Source organism: Bradyrhizobium sp. T-1 (assembly GCF_053592855.1).
The window spans coordinates 4271665-4288895 of record NZ_CM132115.1 but is presented as its reverse complement, the minus strand read 5'-3'; the positions used below and the strand labels follow the sequence as shown (position 1 = coordinate 4288895).

The 17231-nt window shown below is 63.1% G+C and carries 12 protein-coding genes; 5 read left to right on the top strand and 7 right to left on the bottom strand.

All coding sequences use genetic code 11. The annotated features are described in order from the left end of the window. The first annotated feature begins 80 nt into the window (after window positions 1-80). Window positions 81-1922, top strand: a complete 1842-nt coding sequence (ftsH, locus tag ACWAT4_RS20620; RefSeq protein ID WP_449727905.1) for an ATP-dependent zinc metalloprotease FtsH — start codon at window positions 81-83, stop codon at window positions 1920-1922. Here ftsH and ACWAT4_RS20615 read toward each other — a convergent pair. From ACWAT4_RS20615 to ACWAT4_RS20585, 7 genes are read right to left on the bottom strand one after another with little or no spacing between them, the layout of a single operon-like run. Then, a complete protein-coding gene (locus tag ACWAT4_RS20615; protein WP_449727904.1) occupies window positions 1912-2907 on the bottom strand; it encodes an FAD:protein FMN transferase in 996 nt (331 codons plus the stop codon). The genes ftsH and ACWAT4_RS20615 overlap by 11 nt on opposite strands. Continuing rightward, on the bottom strand, window positions 2904-3473 hold the full coding sequence (locus ACWAT4_RS20610) for a nitrous oxide reductase accessory protein NosL (protein ID WP_449727903.1): 570 nt from the start codon (window positions 3471-3473) through the stop codon (window positions 2904-2906). The genes ACWAT4_RS20615 and ACWAT4_RS20610 overlap by 4 nt, the downstream gene beginning before the upstream one ends. After that, a complete protein-coding gene (locus ACWAT4_RS20605; protein WP_449727902.1) occupies window positions 3470-4297 on the bottom strand; it encodes an ABC transporter permease in 828 nt (275 codons plus the stop codon). The genes ACWAT4_RS20610 and ACWAT4_RS20605 overlap by 4 nt, the downstream gene beginning before the upstream one ends. Next, window positions 4294-5214 carry an ABC transporter ATP-binding protein gene (locus ACWAT4_RS20600; protein ID WP_449727901.1) on the bottom strand — a complete coding sequence of 307 codons (921 nt, stop codon included), beginning with the start codon at window positions 5212-5214 and terminating at the stop codon, window positions 4294-4296. Before ACWAT4_RS20600 ends, ACWAT4_RS20605 begins: the two co-directional genes overlap by 4 nt. Next, window positions 5211-6569: a nitrous oxide reductase family maturation protein NosD gene (locus ACWAT4_RS20595; protein ID WP_212427455.1), complete on the bottom strand. Its 1359-nt coding sequence runs from the start codon at window positions 6567-6569 to the stop codon at window positions 5211-5213. The genes ACWAT4_RS20600 and ACWAT4_RS20595 overlap by 4 nt, the downstream gene beginning before the upstream one ends. A gap of 13 nt (window positions 6570-6582) precedes the next feature. Then, a complete protein-coding gene (gene nosZ, locus ACWAT4_RS20590; RefSeq protein WP_449727900.1) occupies window positions 6583-8526 on the bottom strand; it encodes a TAT-dependent nitrous-oxide reductase in 1944 nt (647 codons plus the stop codon). A 23-nt stretch (window positions 8527-8549) separates the two neighbouring features. After that, complete coding sequence (locus ACWAT4_RS20585; RefSeq protein WP_212302208.1) at window positions 8550-10844, bottom strand: NosR/NirI family protein; 2295 nt, start codon at window positions 10842-10844, stop codon at window positions 8550-8552. Window positions 10845-11022: 178 nt separating this feature from the next. Between ACWAT4_RS20585 and ACWAT4_RS20580 the strand changes: the two genes are divergently transcribed. The 4 genes from ACWAT4_RS20580 to ACWAT4_RS20565 all read left to right on the top strand — a co-directional run bounded on the left by ACWAT4_RS20580 (window position 11023) and on the right by ACWAT4_RS20565 (window position 17034). Further along, window positions 11023-11898, top strand: a complete 876-nt coding sequence (locus ACWAT4_RS20580; RefSeq protein WP_449731238.1) for a ferritin-like domain-containing protein — start codon at window positions 11023-11025, stop codon at window positions 11896-11898. A 535-nt stretch (window positions 11899-12433) separates the two neighbouring features. Next, entirely contained in the window at window positions 12434-13453 is a 1020-nt protein-coding gene (locus tag ACWAT4_RS20575; RefSeq protein ID WP_212427457.1) for a TRAP transporter substrate-binding protein, read from the top strand. Window positions 13454-13468: 15 nt separating this feature from the next. Beyond that, window positions 13469-15358 carry a TRAP transporter large permease gene (locus ACWAT4_RS20570; protein WP_449727899.1) on the top strand — a complete coding sequence of 630 codons (1890 nt, stop codon included), beginning with the start codon at window positions 13469-13471 and terminating at the stop codon, window positions 15356-15358. Between the two features lie 26 nt (window positions 15359-15384). After that, window positions 15385-17034: an acyl-CoA synthetase gene (locus tag ACWAT4_RS20565; RefSeq protein WP_212427459.1), complete on the top strand. Its 1650-nt coding sequence runs from the start codon at window positions 15385-15387 to the stop codon at window positions 17032-17034. The last annotated feature ends 197 nt before the right edge of the window (window positions 17035-17231 follow it).

The following is a 17231-nucleotide window of genomic DNA, read 5'->3' as shown; positions in this document are numbered from 1 at the left end:
GGTAGCGTTTCGGTTGCGGTCGAGGTCGATGGGAGAAGCAGGTGGACTCCGAGCAAATATCGCGCAAGCAGACCATAACGATGGCCGCCATCTTTGTGGGCTGCATACTGCTCGTCGTGTTGCAGTTCATTACAACCACATACAATTCAATCGAGACCATCCCCTACAGCCAGTTTGAGCAATTGCTCGCCCAGGAAAAGCTCGCCGAGGTGTCCGTCGGTTCGGATACAATCCAGGGAAAATTGAAGGAACCGCTGCCGAGCAGAAAATCGGCGTTCGTCACTGCGCGGGTTGATCTGGCGTTGGCCGAAAAGCTTGCGGCAAGGGGCGTGAGCGTGACCGGCGTGCCGTCAAGCAGCGGACTGCAAAGCCTGCTGTCCTGGATCTTCCCGGTCATCGTCTTCTTCCTGATCTGGTTCTGGCTTGGGCGCGGTGTGACCGGCGGCCAGGGATTCGGAGGGCTGATGGCGATTGGGAAGTCCCGCGCCAAGGTCTATGCCGAAAAGGACATCAAGGTCACCTTTGCCGATGTCGCCGGCGTCGACGAGGCGAAGTTCGAGCTTCAGGAAGTGGTTTCATTTCTGAGGGATCCCAAGAGCTACGGCCGCTTGGGCGCTCATGTGCCAAAGGGAATATTGCTGGTCGGGCCGCCGGGAACGGGAAAGACCTTGCTCGCCCGCGCGGTGGCGGGCGAGGCCGGGGTTCCGTTCTTCTCGATCTCCGGCTCGGAATTCGTCGAGATGTTCGTCGGAGTTGGCGCCGCGCGCGTTCGGGACCTGTTCGAGCAGGCACGCAAGGCTGCGCCGTGCATCATTTTCGTGGATGAGCTCGACGCGCTGGGACGCAGCCGCGGGCCGCTGTCGGTCGGCGGCTACGACGAGAAAGAGCAGACCCTTAACCAGCTCCTGTCCGAGCTCGATGGATTTGATCCCAGCGCAGGGGTCATCCTGCTCGCAGCCACCAACCGCCCCGAGATCCTGGATCCCGCGCTGCTGCGGGCCGGCAGGTTTGATCGACAGGTCCTCGTCGATCGGCCGGACAAGACCGGGCGTGTGGCCATTCTCAAGGTGCATGTCCGCAAGATCCACATGGGCGAGGACGTCGACCTTGACAAGGTAGCCAGTCTCACCACCGGGTTCACCGGAGCCGATCTCGCCAACCTCATCAACGAAGCCGCGATCGCCGCGACCAGGCGGAGCGGCGAGGAGGTCTCCTTCGCGGATTTTGTCACGGCGATCGAGCGGATCGTGGCCGGGATCGAAAAGAAGAGCAGGGTGCTCGGCAAGAACGAGCGGCGCAGGGTTGCGTATCACGAGATGGGACATGCCCTCGTCGCAGCGAGCCTGCCCGGCGTCGATCCCGTGCAGAAAGTGTCGATCGTCCCGCGTGGAATCGGGGCGCTGGGGTACACCATCCAGCGTCCGACCGAGGACAGGTTCTTGCTCACGGTCGAGGAGCTGAAGAACCGAATCGCGGTGCTGATGGGAGGGCGTGCGTCGGAGCACCTGATTTTCGATGGGGCCATTTCGACCGGCGCCGCTGATGACCTTCAACGAGCAACCGAAGTCGCCATTGAAATGGTGACCAAATACGGCATGGACGAGACGGTGGGACAACGCACCTATGCGCCGAAACCGCAAGCCTTTGTTGCCGCCCCCCAGGACGCAATCGTTGCGGCTGCGGAAGCCACGGGCCGTGAGATCGACCTTGCGGTGCGGAACTTGGTCGAGGAGGGCGACCGTCGCGCCCGCGATATCCTGCAACAACGCCGAGCGGACCTTGAGGCCGGTGTCGAGTTGCTGATCGCAAATGAAACGGTGACCGCAGAGCAGTTTGCGCCATTGCTCGGCAAGACCGCCGAAACGGCAGGTCGAACGCCGACGCGCAGTTCAAGGGCGATGTCCGTCTCGGCTAAGCCGTGAGTTCCACCGATTGGCCGGCATCATCGATGAGATGCACGCGGTCGATATCGACACGCGGCAGCAACGATCGAATCTCCTCTTCCGGCATGAAGCTGAACGCCGTCGACAACGCGTCTGCCGCGGTCGCGCTGTGGGACACGGTGGTCACGCTGCGATAACGGCGAGCGCATCCGCCCGTTCGGGGATCGAACAGGTGGTTGAATTGTCCCTTCGGATCGAACCGGAATCCGTAGCTGCCCGAGGTCGACACCGCACGATCGACGATTGGCAGCACCGCTGCCGTCCGGCCCGCGATATCCGGATCGGCGACGCCGACCTCCCATGGTTGTCCGTCCGGGCGCGCGCCAATCGCTCGCGCTTCCCCCATATCGACCAGGCTTTGGGAGATACCGTGGGCGCGCAGTAAGTCCACCACCTTGTCCGTGACATAGCCTTGCGCAATTCCGTTCAGAGTGACGGCCATGCCGCGGGGCATCACGATCCGATCGCGGCCGACCGTCATGCGGCCGCTCCCGACGCGCGCGAGCGCGGCCTCGATCTCCGCTGCTGCCGGGCCGGCCGGATTCGCGTCATCTCGCGCGAAATGGCTGGCGTAGAGGTCCCACAGCGGCTGCACGGTTACATCGAAAAATCCGCCCGTCAGCCGTGAGTAGTGCTGCGAGGCCAATAACAAATCGACCATCTCGGCAGTGGGATCAACCAGAATCCCGGTACGGTTCAATGCGACCAAGGCGGAGTCGTCCAGGTAAAGACTGAACTGCCGCTCGAGCCGGCGCGCCTCGGTACAAGCCAGCGCGATCAGCCGTTCCGCCCGCCTGCGATCGTTGCAGTGGATCTCCATCGTCGCGACTGCCCCCAGCATCGTGCCTCGCCAGACTGCCGGCGAGACGTCGGCGCGAACGGAGCGTCCCGTGGATAGCAGGCCCAGGCCCGCCGCTGCGGCACTGATCCGGATAAAGCGTCGGCGCGTCGGCATTCGCATCATGGTTGCCCCTTCGATCGCTCGCCCGGCAGTCCGTCAATTCCCTCGGACGCCGCGCCAATGTTGGCAGTCGCCGACGTCAGGACGTAGTCACGGGGCACATCGTCGAAGCCAACGATCCTGCCGCCATTTTCGCCGGCAAATTTCTCGGCTGCGCCGCGGTCAGAGAACGGAACGGCCTCATCCCCTCCCATGCCGCTCTTGACCCGGCTTTCGATCACGAACAGCGCCTTCCGCGCCTCGACCCAGTTGTCGGGACCAGGCTTGTCCCAGCTCGGTGCTTTGGCCATGTCGGAGACGTAAATCGCCTGGATGTCCTTGGGCTCATCCGGCAGATGGGTGAACGCAAGCGTGTCCCGCACGGACGAGAACCAGACGGGCTCAATCAGGCTCGCGACGAAGATATGCCCCTTTGGGCCCGGATGCTCGAGCACGTTCATGCCGCAATAATGGCCGATGTCCTCGGCGGTCATCCGCTGCGGCGGCGGGATTTTCGCTGCCTGTTTCTCATTGCAGCCTGCAAGCGCGAGCGGCAGCAATAATGCGCAAGCCATGGCCCACCGTCTCATAGCTCTCTCCGGGAGAAAGCAAGCGCAGCGAGGGCCAGCGGAACCATGGTCCAGCAGAGCAGGGCGGCCAGAAGGACCGGCACTGTCAGCGACGTGCTTTGCGAAAGGCCGGCCATGCCGGCAAAAGTGCTGACATTGGCGAACCCGGTCAGATTGATCAGCCGGTAGGCGTCGGTCGGATTCGACAGCAGCATCGCGTTGAGCGCGGTCGCGGAGATGTTGCGTCCCTGGTCGAGCGCAAGCACACCCAGCAGGGCCATGTCGTAGATCAGGACCAACAGCAGCCACAGCCCGATGCAGATTCCGGCTGCCGTTCCCCGGTCCCGCACAAGCGCGCTGACCAGATATCCGATCGCCACGAAAGCTGCGCCCAACAGCACGGAGGAGCCGATCATGGTCATGAAAGCCAGCAGGCTATCGGTATCGATGCGGCTGCCGGTCGCCGCCAATGCTCCGACGGCAAGCCCGTAGCCGAGACACGTCGCGAAGGCGAGAACAGCGAGATGCCCCAGGAACTTGCCGAGCAACACCTGCCATCGCGCGACCGGATAGCTCAGCAGCAAGAGCATCGTTCCGCGCTCCATCTCGCCCACGATGGCGTCGTGAGAGATCAGCAGCGCGATCAGCGGAACGAGAAAGATCGTCAGGCTCGACAGGCTGACGATGACCACGTCCAGCGTGCGAACGCCGACATTCCCGGTTGGCGCGCTGCCGAGAAAGCTCAGCGTCAGCGCAAGTCCGGCGAGTAGCAGCGTTGCCGCAAGCACCCAACGATTGCGGATGGCCTGGTGGATCTCCTTGGCAGCAACGATCAGGACATTCATGGAGCCTGCTCCGATTGCCTGAGGAAGTGTGCGTAAAGCTCATCCAGCGACGGCGGGATCACGTCGACGTCCTCGACGGAGTTGCCCGAGGCCGTCGCGCGGTGCAAGAGCTCGATCTTCCGCTCCGGCGCGGCGTCGATCTCGACGATGTGGCCGTTCAAGCGGCGGCAGGTCGCGTCCTGTGGGGCCCAGCCCGGCAGCCCGCTCGGATCGAGGCCCGCAACCTTGAGGCGGATCCTGGTGGGCAGCTGGGCGAGCCGCCGCAGCTCCGCGATCGATCCGTCCGCGACCTTGATGCCCCGGTTCATGATGATGACCCGGCCGGCGCGCTCCTCGAGCTCGGTGAGCGCGTGAGATGACAACAGCACGGTTGCACCATCGGCCGCAAGCCGCTGGATGACGTCGTAGAAGGTCTGACGCAGCTCCGGATCAAGTCCGGTGGTCGGCTCGTCCAGCAGCAGCACCCGCGGACGTCCGATCAACGCCTGCGCAAGTCCCAGGCGCTGGCGCATGCCCTTCGAATAGGTGCCGACCCGGCGACGGCTGGCCGCTCCCAATCCCACGGCGTCGAGCAGATCGAGTGCCGTCGCCACCGGCTCGCGCTTCAGCCTCGCGTAGAAGGCCTGCGTCTCGCGGGCGGTCAGCGCGGCGTCGAAGGAGACGTTCTCGGGCAGGTACCCGAGCTGGCGGCGACCTGCGAATTCGCCGGCGGCAGGATTGTCTCCGAGGACCTCGATCGAGCCGCTGGTCGGCCGGATCAGCCCCAGCATCAGTTTCATGAGCGTTGTCTTGCCGGCGCCGTTGTGGCCGATCAGGGCCACCAGCTCGCCTTCGCCGAGCGCGAACGAAGCGCCGCGGACGGCTTTGACGCTGCCGTAGTCTTTCGTGACGTCCAAGATGCGCACTGTCTTCATCATCGCGCCTCATTGGCCGTGCGGCGCGGGGGCGGAGATATCAGAGGGTGGCTATCGACGACGCCGCCCGGCAGCAGCGCCGGGAATTGCGCCTGCGCCCAGCGGATCACCTGGACCGCGGGGCTGTTGATGAGGACCTTGGCGGCGGGCGCGGTCCACAACACGCGATCGATGAGATCGTTCGGCCGGTACGCGGTATCGGCGATTCCGTCCCCATTGAGGTCGAACGCCGGATTGTCGCTCCAGTAATTGCCGCGCCCGCCGGTCGACCAGTCCAGGTCCCGGGTGCCGACGTACTTCACCTGGTTGGCGTTGTCGACGAAGGCATTGCCCGTGATCTCGTTGCCTTCGGAACCGGCGGTGAAGTGCACGCCGATGGCGCAGCGCTCGAACCAGTTGTTGCGGAATTTGTTGTGATTGGCGTTGTAGATGAACACGCATTTTTCGGGGCCGCTCCGGAGAGGGCGCGTCCGCACCGGCTCCGGAAGCATCCCTCGCTCGTCGTCGGGACCGCTGTCCGTCCCATCCATCATCGAGCTCAATGGGCCGCCCGTGACGCGGTTGCCGTTGATCTCCGCGTAGTTCGCGTAGTTGAACAAGAATCCGTGGTCGCGATCGTGATCGGAGATGTTGCCACGGATCACCAGCCGGTTCGAATACATGATGGCATATCCGACGTGGTTACCGACCGATACGTTGCCGCTGACTTCGCTGTCATTGGTGTACATGTAATGGATCGCGAAACGGACTTGGTCGAAACGATTATTGATGAATCGGTCCTTGCTGCTGGAGATCGAGAAGATTCCGTCGCGGCCGTAGCGAAACGTATTGTCTGCGATCGTGACGTCGGGCGCATTCCAAAGCGAGACGCCGTTACCGGCCTCGCTGAGACGTCCGCCGCGCAGTCCCTCGACATCGTTGCGAACGACTCGGGATCCCCGGGCGCCGTGCACGTAGATGCCAAAGAGGTTTCCTGCCAGATGGTTGTCTTCGATCGTCGCCCGTTCGGCCGTCTTTTGCAGGAAGATTCCGGAATTCATGGCCTGCAGATCGCGGCCGGATCCCCGGATGGTCACGCCGCGGACCGTGACGTCTGGCGCGCTGACTGTAATGACGTTGTCGGTGGTGTCGCCGTCGAGTACCGCCCCTTGTTTGCCGATCAGCTGCAACGGGCGATCGATCCGGACCGAACCGTGATATTCGCCCGGCGCGAGCTCGATGATGTCGCCGGCGCGCGCGCCATCCAGCAGCGCCTGCAGCGGCCGGCCGGGCGAAGCCGTCAAGGTCTCTGCATCAGCGAAGCCAGACATTCCGGCGGCGATCAACGCCGCCGGAAACATGCGCAACAGAAGGTTCACGAGGTCGCTCCCGTCAGACCGACTTCGGCTCAACGAACATCCGGCCTTTCATCTCCATGTGCATGGCGTGGCAGAACCAGGAGCAGTAATACCAGTAAACTCCCGGCCTGTTGGCCGTAAACGTGACAGATGCGGTCGCCATCGGCGCGATTTCCATCTGGATGCCGTAATTCACGATGCAGAAACCGTGCGTCAGGTCCTCGACCGCATCGATGTTGGTGATGAAGACGGTCACCTCGTCACCCTGTTTGACGTCGAACGTCTCGAGGCCGAACGCAGGCGCGGTTGACGTCATGTAGACGCGTACCTTGTTGCCGTCGCGAATGACCTTTGAATCCGCCTCCAGATTGATGCCGTCCGCCTTGGCCTGCTTGACCGCATCCGCAAACATCGGATCTGCCCGGTCCCAGATCGAGATCGGATTGATCTTGGAACGGTGGACGATGGTGGCGTCATGCGGTTCGGCGAAGCTCGGGCCGTCATGGACCAGCTTCATCTGGTCGCCTGAGATGTCGATCAGCTGATCGTTCTCCGGCTTGAGCGGCCCGACGTTCAGGAAGCGGTCCTTCGAGAACTTGTTCAGGGAGATCAGCCATTTGCCATCCGCCTCCTTGGTCTGCCCCATGGAGCTGTGGTTGTGACCCGGCTGATAGTGCACATCGAGCTTCTGGATGATGGGGTTGACCTTTTCTCCCTTGAAGGCCCGCTTGGCCAGATCGATGTTCCATTTGACGACCTGGCTGTCGAGGAACAGGGTCGTATAGGCATTGCCTTTGCCGTCATACGCCGTGTGCAGCGGTCCGAGGCCGAGCTCGGGCTCGGCGACAACGACGTCGCGCGGCTTGATCTTATCGTCGAACAACTGATCGAACAGCCGCACGTCCATGACGGTGACCGTCGGGGAGAGCTTGCCGGCGGCAACGATGTGGATGCCATCTGGCGCCGTGTTCATGCCGTGCGGATTGTTCGAGACCGGAACGTAGCGCGTGTAGGCCGACCCCTTGCGGCCGTCGATCACGGGCACGCCGTTCATTTCCTTGAAGTCGCCTTTCTTGACGGCCTCCTCAATTCGCTTGATGTTGAAGATGACGACCCAGTCCTGCTCGTTGGCGGTCATCTCCGCCAGCGTAACGCCTTCCTCGCCGTTGTAGCAGGTCGAGAAGCAGTATTTGCCTTGATAGTCGGAATCGACGTTGTCGAGGTTGCCGCTGACGATCACCTGCCACGCAACCTTCATGGTGTCGCCATCGATGGCACTGAAAATCGATCGGTATTGCTTGGCGTCATCGAGAATCTTGCCGTCGTTCGGCAACGGCACGCCATCCTCGCCGTTGGCGAATACATAGCCGGTGCGCGGATATTTCTGCAATCGCAGGCCATGAACCGTGTGCTGATTAGGCAGCTCGATGATCTTGTCGCACTTCATGACATCAAGCCGCACCCGCGCAACGCGCGTGTTGGCCTTGTCGTTCATGAAAGCATAGCGGCCGTCATAAGTGCCGTCCGTGAAGGAGATATGCGGATGGTGAAGGTCGCCGTTCGTGAATGTGCCGCCGCGCGTCTTGAGGAATTCGCGGGTGGCGGGCTGCAGCCCCTCGGTCAGAACCTTGAGGCTTTCATTGGTCAGGCCCCAGCCGGTCGCGCTGCAGCGGTTGAACACCGGGACGCGCATCAGCTCGCGCATCGAGGGGAGGCCGACGATCCGCATCTCGCCGGACTGGCCGCTCGAGAAGAACACATAATATTCGTCGAGCTCGCCGGGCGCCACTTCCGTCTTCTGCACCGCCGGTCGTGCCGGCGGCGCCGCAGGTGCCTTCGTCTGAGCGTCGGCGGTCGAGACGAATCCGCGGCCGTCCTTCATCGCCGCTCCGCCCGCCAGGCCCACGCCCGCTGCAGCCGCTGTCGTACCCAGCACCGTTCGTCGACTGACGCCCTTTGTTTTGTCGTTCTCACTCATGATTGCCTCCTCGGCTTTCGGTTTCAGGTTTCGGGTGGAGAGGTGACGGGTGATACGCCGACAGGCTTGCCGCCGGCGGTGATGACGGTCGCGGGACCCTTGCCGCCCGTGCGCATCGAGGGCGAAGACAACGCCTGGCGTTTCTCGCGCTTCAGCCGCACCTGGATCATGTGCGGGCAGCGATGGTCGTCGTGGTAGAGCTCCTGGCAATGCATGCAGTAGATGCATTCGTTGACGTTGATATGTCCTTCCGGATGGATCGACTGCACCGGGCACTCCTTGGCGCAGCGCTGGCACGGCGAGCCGCATTCTTCCCAGCGGCGAAGCCATTCAAACGTTCTGATGCGTCCGGGAATCGCAAGCGCCGCACCGAGCGGACAAAGGTAACGACAAAAGAAGCGCTCGATGAACAGGCCGATCACGAGCAGCGCCACCGCGTAGAGTACGAACGGCCACTGCCGCGCGAACTTCAGGATGATTGCCGTCTTGAACGGTTCGATCTCGGCGAACCGTTCGGCCGTGTCGACAGAGTAGAGTGACAAGCCGAACAGCCCCAAGAAGATGATATATTTGATCGGCCAGAGCCGCTCGTGCAGCCCCCATGGCACGGTGATTTGCGGCACCTTCAACCATTTGGCGGCCTGGTTGGTCAGCTCCTGCAGCGCGCCGAAGGGACATAGCCAGCCGCAGAACGGGCCGCGCCCCCAGAACAGAAGCCCTCCGGCCGTCGCAGCCCACAGAATGAAGATCAGCGGAGCGGCGAGAAAAAACTCCCAGTGAAAGCCGGTCACCAGCGCGTTGGTGAAGGTGACGACGTTGACCACGGAGAGCTGGGCGTTTGCGTACCAGCCGAGCCAGACCAGAACGAAGGCGAGGTAGCCTCGCCGAACCCAGTTATAGAACACCGGGCGGCGCACCAGCAGATTCTGGAAGAAGAAAATGCCGGTGAGGGCGGCCAGCATCAACGCTGTAATGCCGACCGAGACCGTGTTCGACCGCCAGATCCGCATCCAGAGCGGCTCATCCGTCTCCGGCGGCGGGGTGGCCGCAGCCGTCGCCTGTGCTGCAGGGGGCGCGGCGTTCTCCGGCACGGTCACCGCGCGCTGCTCGCGACGCATATACTGGTCGGGTAGGGCGTAGTTGATGTCGAATGTCAGGAATGCCTTGTCGCGTCCACCGAGGCTTCGCTGCACCAGCAATTGCAGCTGCCAGGGCTGCGTCGGATCGAGCGTGAACTCGGGAGGCGTGACGAACAGCGCGATTTCCTTGAACTCGGGAGCGCCGGTCGCAGTCAGCGCACCAAGCCGGGTATGGTTGCGGTCGCGAAAACGAGTGCTGTTGCCGTCCTGCAAGATCTCGATACGATCGAAAATGCCGCCGCGAACATAGGCCGAACCCTTGAAAGAGTAAGAGCCATTGCCGGCAACGATGATGGCCTGCTGTCCCGGCTTCAGCCTGTCCTTCAGCCGTTGATAGCCGTCATCGCCCAGCAAGCTACGGCCGATCGTGGGCGCGGTCACGAGCGCCGCATAGAGGTCGACGAAGCTGTCGCTCGCGTCACCTGGCTCGGGATACTGGCTCGCCGCAGCATTGCCGGACTTCGCAAAGGCGTCATTGACGTCGCCGATCCCGAGATGAAGCCGGCGCACCGAGCCGTCGCCGACGAGACTCTCCCAATCGCGCACTTCGCTGCGTTCGAGATCGAGAGTCTTGATGACTGGGGGCAGGGCCGCCGCTGCCGCCGCGCCGTCTCCGCCACCGATGCGACCGCTCCGGATCAGCTTGGATGCCGCACGGACGATGCTGTCGCTCATCACCAGGACCGTGACGGTCGCGCCGCTGACGATGTCGACCTGCGGCGGGGTCTCGGCCCCACTCGCGACCGGCTTCATGTCCTTGCCGATCAGCGAGTTCATGGCTGCGACGATGCGCGCCTCGGGAATGCCGACCAGCACGATCGGCTCCTTGTGGTCGACGAGCTTTACACTGGTGATGACGCCTTTCGGATCAATCCCCGCCAGTATGTGAATCGGCTTGCCCGAGTAGCCAATGGCGTTCGCGAAATCGGAGTTGAGGAAGACGAATCCCTGCAGCTGGTCACCACGATAGACCGGCACAACGGGTGGATCGCCTTGCAGCGGACCGAAACGATCCGCGCCTTGGAAAAAGTCCGAGGGCACGGCCTTCGGTAGATATGCCTGCAGATCACCGGCGGCGTATGCGGGCAAGATGCATGTGAGACACAACAGCAACAGACTTGCCAGCGCTAGCGCTGCGCACCGTACGAAGGTGGTGACGTCGTTTGCCCGCTTCAACATGTCGCTGCAAATGCGTTAAGCTCGGCCGACCGGGCCGCGCGTGTCATTTGATCTTCGTCGATGATTTGTCGTCGCTGACGTGCAAAGCTCATCTCGCGCAATCGCGTCTGTCAAGTCGGCAAAATAATTCGCACTCGTGCGTAACTGGTTCAGAAATCTGCATATGGGAGTCATCGCCATGCCGTTGCTACGCACTTCGTTGCTACGCTCTGAGCCTGCCGGTGTATTGAAGTCGCTCGACGAGCTCTTTGCGCTTGCGCACGCAATGGAGCAGGAGGCCGCAAATCGGTATGATGATCTTGCCAAAGAAATGCATCGGCAGGGAAAGGACGCCCTTGCTGACGTATTCACGCGACTCGCGATCGCCGAGCGCGAGCACGTCGACAGCGTCACACGATGGTCGCAATCACGCAGCGGCAAGAATCCCGATCCCGCCCTGGTGCGCTGGGAGGCACCCGAAACGCTCGATGCAGACTCCGCGACCGAAGTGAAGAGTTCACGCTTGATGACGCCCTACCGCGCATTGGCGATGGCGGTCCGCAACGAAGAGCGCGCCTTCGCCTTCTGGTCCTATCTTGCGGCCTACTCCGACGATCCCGACATCAAGAAGGCCTCCGAGGCGATGGCGCGAGAAGAGCTCGGCCACGTCGCAACGCTGCGGAAGGAGAGGCGCCGCGCCTACCATCGCGAACACGGGCGGGACCCCGCCGATGGTCAGGGAGTGACCACATCGCAGATCGATGCGCGGCAACTCGAGCTTCGCCTGGCCGACCGCCTTGCCGATCTCGAGCAGCACCTGACCGGGCCAGCTGCCGTCCGGACACGAGAGATCCGCCACGAGACGGCTGGGATGGCCGAGGACGCCGCCGATGTAGGTCGCTTCCCTGCCTCCGTCGAAAAGAAGGATTCGCTGGAGATCGCCGAAGCCCTGGTCGACAGCTACCTCGACGGAGCCGAGCACTCGGATGACGCGGCGCGGACCGAAGCCTTGCAACGGATGGCGGAGAGGGCGATCACAAGACTGGCTTGGCTGCGGTCACTTTCGACGGACTAGCGCCGGTCCCGCCGCGCTCACCCAACGATGCCATCGCCGGGTTCCGGCGTACCAAACGCCTGAGCCGTCACCCGCTTTGGCATGTCCCAACCGGATGGCCAATCGGCTTCCTTTGCTTTGAGCTGACGCGACTCGATCGGCTTCGCTGCGATCACCCGAGCGGCCTCTGGTGGGGCAAGGGGCCGATCCGATCTCGAGCTGGTGGAGGACGCACACACACGCCATCCGAAGCACGCCCGCCCATATCCGTAATTCGCATAAGGTATATTATGGAATATCTTTATATGTAGTGCGATCAGCTGGTTAGGCTGAATTCCTGCCATCGCGGCTTCACTGGAGCGGCATTCCGGTCGCGGCATCCTGAGCATCGAGGCCAAGTTCGCACGCACCAGCGGCCTCGTCTGAAAGCCGATATTGCCGCGACCTTGTCCGGCTGCAATAAGCGAGCTTCGCGAGATCGCAGATGACCTTCAGGCCTGACCTCCGTATGGTTTGCGTCTCACAACAAAAACAATTCTTCCGAGGAAGCAGACCCATGAGTTTTTCCCGCCGCACGCTTCTCAAGGCCTCCGCCGCGACCGCCGTTTTTGGCAGCGTCAGCGCGCCCTATGTGGCCCGTGCCCAGGCTGCCGAGTTCACGTACAAATACGCCAACAACCTGCCTGACTCGCACCCGCTGAACGTCCGCGCCAAGGAGATGGCCGCTGCGATCAAGAGCGAGACCAACGGCAAGTTCGATCTCCAGATCTTCCCCAACAACCAGCTCGGCTCGGACACCGACATGCTGAGCCAGATCCGTTCCGGCGGCGTCGAGTTCTTCACGTTGTCGGGCCTGATTCTTTCGACCTTGGTGCCGGCGGCGTCCATTAACGGCATCGGCTTCGCGTTCCCGGACTACGATACGGTCTGGAAGGCCATGGACGGCGACCTCGGCGCCCACGTCCGCGGCGAGATCAAGAAGGCTGGTCTCGAGGTCATGGACAAGATCTGGGACAACGGCTTCCGCCAGACCACGTCGTCGACCAAGCCGATCACAAGCCCGGACGATTTCAAGGGCTTCAAGATCCGCGTGCCGGTGTCGCCGCTGTGGACTTCGATGTTCAAGGCGTTCGACGCCGCGCCCGCCTCGATCAATTTCGCCGAGGTCTATTCCGCGCTCCAGACCAAGATCGTCGAGGGCCAGGAGAACCCGCTGGCGATCATCTCGACGGCGAAGCTCTACGAGGTGCAGAAATTCTGCTCGCTGACCAACCACATGTGGGACGGCTTCTGGTTCCTGGCCAACCGCCGCGCCTGGGAAAAGCTCCCACAGGACGTGCGTACCGTCGTTGCCAAGAACATCAACGCCGCCGCCGTCAAGGAGCGCGAGGATACCGCCAAGCTGAACGCCAATCTCCAGCAGGAGCTTGCGGGCAAGGGCCTGACGTTCAACCAGCCCACGGTCGCGCCGTTCCGCGACAAGCTGAGGGCTGCCGGCTTCTATGCCGAATGGAAGGGCAAGTATGGCGACCAGGCCTGGGACCTCCTGGAAAAGGCCGTCGGCAAGCTGTCGTAACGCGTTGGGGCCGTCATGGCTCATGTCGAGGTTCAGGTGACCGAAGCGGCGGGCGAGGAGGCTGGTCAGTCCCCTCGCCGATCCTCACGGCTGGCCTCGTTGGAACGCATCCTCGGCCTCCTCGTCGAGATCCCGGCGGCCATTCTCGTGGTCGCCGAGATCGTGATCCTGTTCGCCGGCGTGATTGCGCGCTATGTCGTGCACCGGCCGCTGATCTGGTCGGACGAACTGGCCTCGATCCTGTTCCTGTGGCTGGCCATGCTCGGCGCCGCCGTGGCATTCCGCCGCTCCGAGCACATGCGCATGACCGCGATCGTCGCGAGCGCCCGACCCGCGATGCGGGCCTGGCTCGATCTCGTGGGTGTCTCTGCCGCGCTGGCGTTCCTCGCGATGATCGTCTGGCCGGCCTACGACTATGCCTACGAAGAGAGCTTCATCACCACGCCGGCGCTCCAGATCTCGAACATGTGGCGCGCCGTCGCGCTGCCGGTCGGCATCTGCCTGATGGCGGCCTTCGCGCTGCTGCGGCTGCTCCGCGCCGCTGATTATCGGGCGGTGCTGGCGGCCGTGGTGACCGTGGCCGTCGTCGTTGGTCTGTTTTGGCTGGCACAGCCCTATTTGCGGCCGCTCGGCAATCTCAACCTCGTCATCTTCTTCGTCGGCGTCGCCGGCTTCTGCGTCTTTGCCGGCGTCCCCATTGCGTTCGGCTTCGGCCTTGCCATCTTCGGCTATCTGGCGCTGACCACGCACACGCCGGTCATGGTGCTGGTCGGGCGGATGGATGAGGGCATGAGCCATCTCATCCTGCTCTCGGTGCCGCTGTTCGTGTTCCTGGGGCTGCTGATCGAAATGACCGGCATGGCGCAGGCCATGGTGGCGTTCCTGGCCAGCCTGCTCGGCCATGTCCGCGGCGGCCTGCATTACGTGCTGGTCGGCGCCATGTATCTGGTCTCCGGCATTTCCGGCGCCAAGGCCGCCGACATGGCCGCAGTCGCGCCCGTGCTGTTTCCGGAGATGAAGCAACGCGGTGCCAAGCCCGGCGATCTCGTCGCGCTGCTCGCCGCAACCGGCGCCCAGACCGAGACCATTCCGCCGAGCCTCGTGCTGATTACGATCGGCTCGGTGACCGGCGTCTCGATCGCGGCGCTGTTCACCGGCGGCCTGCTGCCTGGCGTCGTGCTCGCGATCACGCTCTGCATGCTGGTGTGGTGGCGTTACCGCCACGAGGACATGAGCCATGTCCGCCGCGCCACCGCGTCCGAGATCGGCAAGACCTTCGTCGTCGCCCTGCCCGCGCTCGCACTGCCCTTCGTGATCCGCTACGCCGTGGTCGAAGGCATTGCGACCGCCACCGAAGTCTCCACCATCGGTATCGTCTATGGCGCCCTCGTCGGTCTGATCATCTACCGCCGCTTCGACTGGCGGCGGCTGTTTCCGATGCTGGTCGAGACGGCGGCGCTGTCAGGCGCGATCCTGCTGATCATCGGTACGGCCACCGGCATGGCCTGGGGTCTGACCCAGTCCGGCTTCTCGCGTTCGCTGGCCTCCGCCATGACTGGATTGCCGGGCGGCGCGGCGACCTTCATCGCCGTGTCGATCCTGGCGTTCACCATTCTCGGCAGCGTGCTGGAAGGTATCCCCGCAATCGTGCTGTTCGGGCCGCTCTTGTTTCCAATCGCCCGTGCCGTCGGCGTGCACGAGGTGCACTACGCGATGGTGATCATTCTGGCGATGGGTATCGGGCTATTCGCCCCACCGTTCGGCGTCGGCTATTATACAGCCTGCGCCATCGGACGCGTCGACCCGGCCGCGGGCGTCAGGCCGATCTGGGGCTATCTGCTGGCGCTGATGATGGGGTTGATCGTCGTCGCGGTCTTCCCCTGGATCTCGATCGGATTCCTGTAACCCGCGCGGCGTCAAGGAGGGTGTCGATGAGCGACCGGCAGAACCAGTACAATATCGGCCTCGACAAGACCCCCGCCAATTACGTGCCGCTCAGTCCGCTGAGCTTTCTCGCGCGCAGCGCCGCGGTCTATCCCGATCACGTCAGCACGGTCTATGAGGGGCGGAGCTTCACCTGGGCCCAGACCTACGAGCGCTGCCGGCGCTTTGCATCGTATCTCGCCGGCAAGGGCATCGACGTCGGCGATACCGTCGCGGCGATGCTGCCGAACATCCCGGCCATGTACGAGGCGCACTTCGCGGTCCCCATGACCGGCGCCGTGCTCAACGCGCTCAACATCCGGCTCGATGCGCCCTCGATTGCGTTCCAGCTCGACCATGGCGGCGCCAAGATCATCCTGGTCGATCCCGAATTTTCCGGCGTGATCATTGATGCATTGGCGCAAATGACCGGGCCCAAGCCGTTCGTAATCGACGTCGATGATGTTGCGTTCAAGGGCGGCAAGCGCATCGGCGCGATCGAGTACGAAGCGGCCGTGGCGCAAGGCGATCCGAATTTTGCGGCGATCACGCCGAAGGACGAATGGGACGCGATCGCGCTGAGCTATACGTCTGGCACGACGGGCAATCCCAAGGGCGTCGTGACGCATCATCGCGGCGCCTATCTGAACGCCGTCAGCAACATCCTTGCCGGCAATCTCGGCCAGCATCCGGTCTATCTCTGGACGCTGCCGATGTTTCACTGCAACGGCTGGTGCTTCCCCTGGACGATCGCGGCAGCGGCCGGCATCAATGTCTGCCTGCGCAAGGTCGAGCCGACAAAGATCTTCGAGCTGATCAAGCAACACGGCGTCACCCATATGTGCGGCGCGCCGATCGTCTATAACGTGCTGATCAACGCACCTGATGCACCGAAGGGCGAGGCGGCGCGCCGCGTCGTCGGTCTGATCGCGGGCGCCGCACCGCCGGTCGCGGTGCTGGAAGGCGCGGAGAGCATCGGGATCAAGCTGACGCATGTCTACGGCCTGACCGAAGTCTATGGCCCTGCTTCCGTCTGCGCCGAACAGCCCGGCTGGGACGATCTCCCCGCCGCCGAGCGCGCGCGCATGAAACGCCGGCAGGGCGTACCCTACCCGCTCGAGGAATGCGTTACCGTCATCAATCCGCAGACGATGCAGGAGGTGCCGCGCGACGGCGAGACGATCGGCGAGGTCATGTTCCGCGGCAACATCGTGATGAAGGGCTACCTGAAGAACGAGAAAGCCACGAAGGAATCCTTCGAAGGCGGCTGGTTTCACACCGGCGATCTCGGCGTGCTCGACGCGCACGGCTACGTCACGATCAAGGATCGCTCCAAGGACATCATCATCTCCGGCGGTGAGAATGTTTCATCCGTGGAGGTCGAGGACATCCTCTACAAGCATCCTGCTGTGCTGTTCGCGGCCGTGGTCGCGAAACCCGATCCGAAATGGGGCGAAGTGCCCTGCGCCTTCGTCGAGTTGAAGGACGGCGCAAGCGCCACCGAGGCCGATATCATCGCCTTCTGCCGCGTGCATATGAGCGGCTTCAAGACGCCCAAGGCCGTCGTGTTCGGGCCGATCCCGAAGACGTCGACTGGCAAGATCCAGAAATTCCTGCTGCGCAACGAAGTCGGCTCGGCCAAGGCGATCTCGGCGTGAAGCGCGCAAGCGTCAGACACATTTAGAAACACGAGTTGTGCGCCGTTATCCTGAAACCGATCGTCCATGTTCGACGACATCAGGACATCACAGGAAAAGATTGGAAAACGTCAGAGACGCATTTACGTTTCCCTCCCGTCGGATTCGCTGTTGCCACCTGATTCGCCGCGCGGGCTGCGCGGCCGGCGACCGGCGCG

Bases quoted from the DNA above. Each gene is read 5' to 3' on its own strand.
- ACWAT4_RS20610 (WP_449727903.1), bottom strand. From the start codon at position 3,473: ATGAGACGGTGGGCCATGGCTTGCGCATTATTGCTGCCGCTCGCGCTT.
- ACWAT4_RS20570 (WP_449727899.1), top strand. From the start codon at position 13,469: ATGGCTCATGTCGAGGTTCAGGTGACCGAAGCGGCGGGCGAGGAGGCT.
- ACWAT4_RS20605 (WP_449727902.1), bottom strand. From the start codon at position 4,297: ATGAATGTCCTGATCGTTGCTGCCAAGGAGATCCACCAGGCCATCCGC.
- ftsH (WP_449727905.1), top strand. From the start codon at position 81: ATGGCCGCCATCTTTGTGGGCTGCATACTGCTCGTCGTGTTGCAGTTC.
- nosZ (WP_449727900.1), bottom strand. From the start codon at position 8,526: ATGAGTGAGAACGACAAAACAAAGGGCGTCAGTCGACGAACGGTGCTG.
- ACWAT4_RS20615 (WP_449727904.1), bottom strand. From the start codon at position 2,907: ATGATGCGAATGCCGACGCGCCGACGCTTTATCCGGATCAGTGCCGCA.
- ACWAT4_RS20585 (WP_212302208.1), bottom strand. From the start codon at position 10,844: ATGTTGAAGCGGGCAAACGACGTCACCACCTTCGTACGGTGCGCAGCG.
- ACWAT4_RS20600 (WP_449727901.1), bottom strand. From the start codon at position 5,214: ATGATGAAGACAGTGCGCATCTTGGACGTCACGAAAGACTACGGCAGC.
- ACWAT4_RS20575 (WP_212427457.1), top strand. From the start codon at position 12,434: ATGAGTTTTTCCCGCCGCACGCTTCTCAAGGCCTCCGCCGCGACCGCC.
- ACWAT4_RS20565 (WP_212427459.1), top strand. From the start codon at position 15,385: ATGAGCGACCGGCAGAACCAGTACAATATCGGCCTCGACAAGACCCCC.
- ACWAT4_RS20580 (WP_449731238.1), top strand. From the start codon at position 11,023: ATGCCGTTGCTACGCACTTCGTTGCTACGCTCTGAGCCTGCCGGTGTA.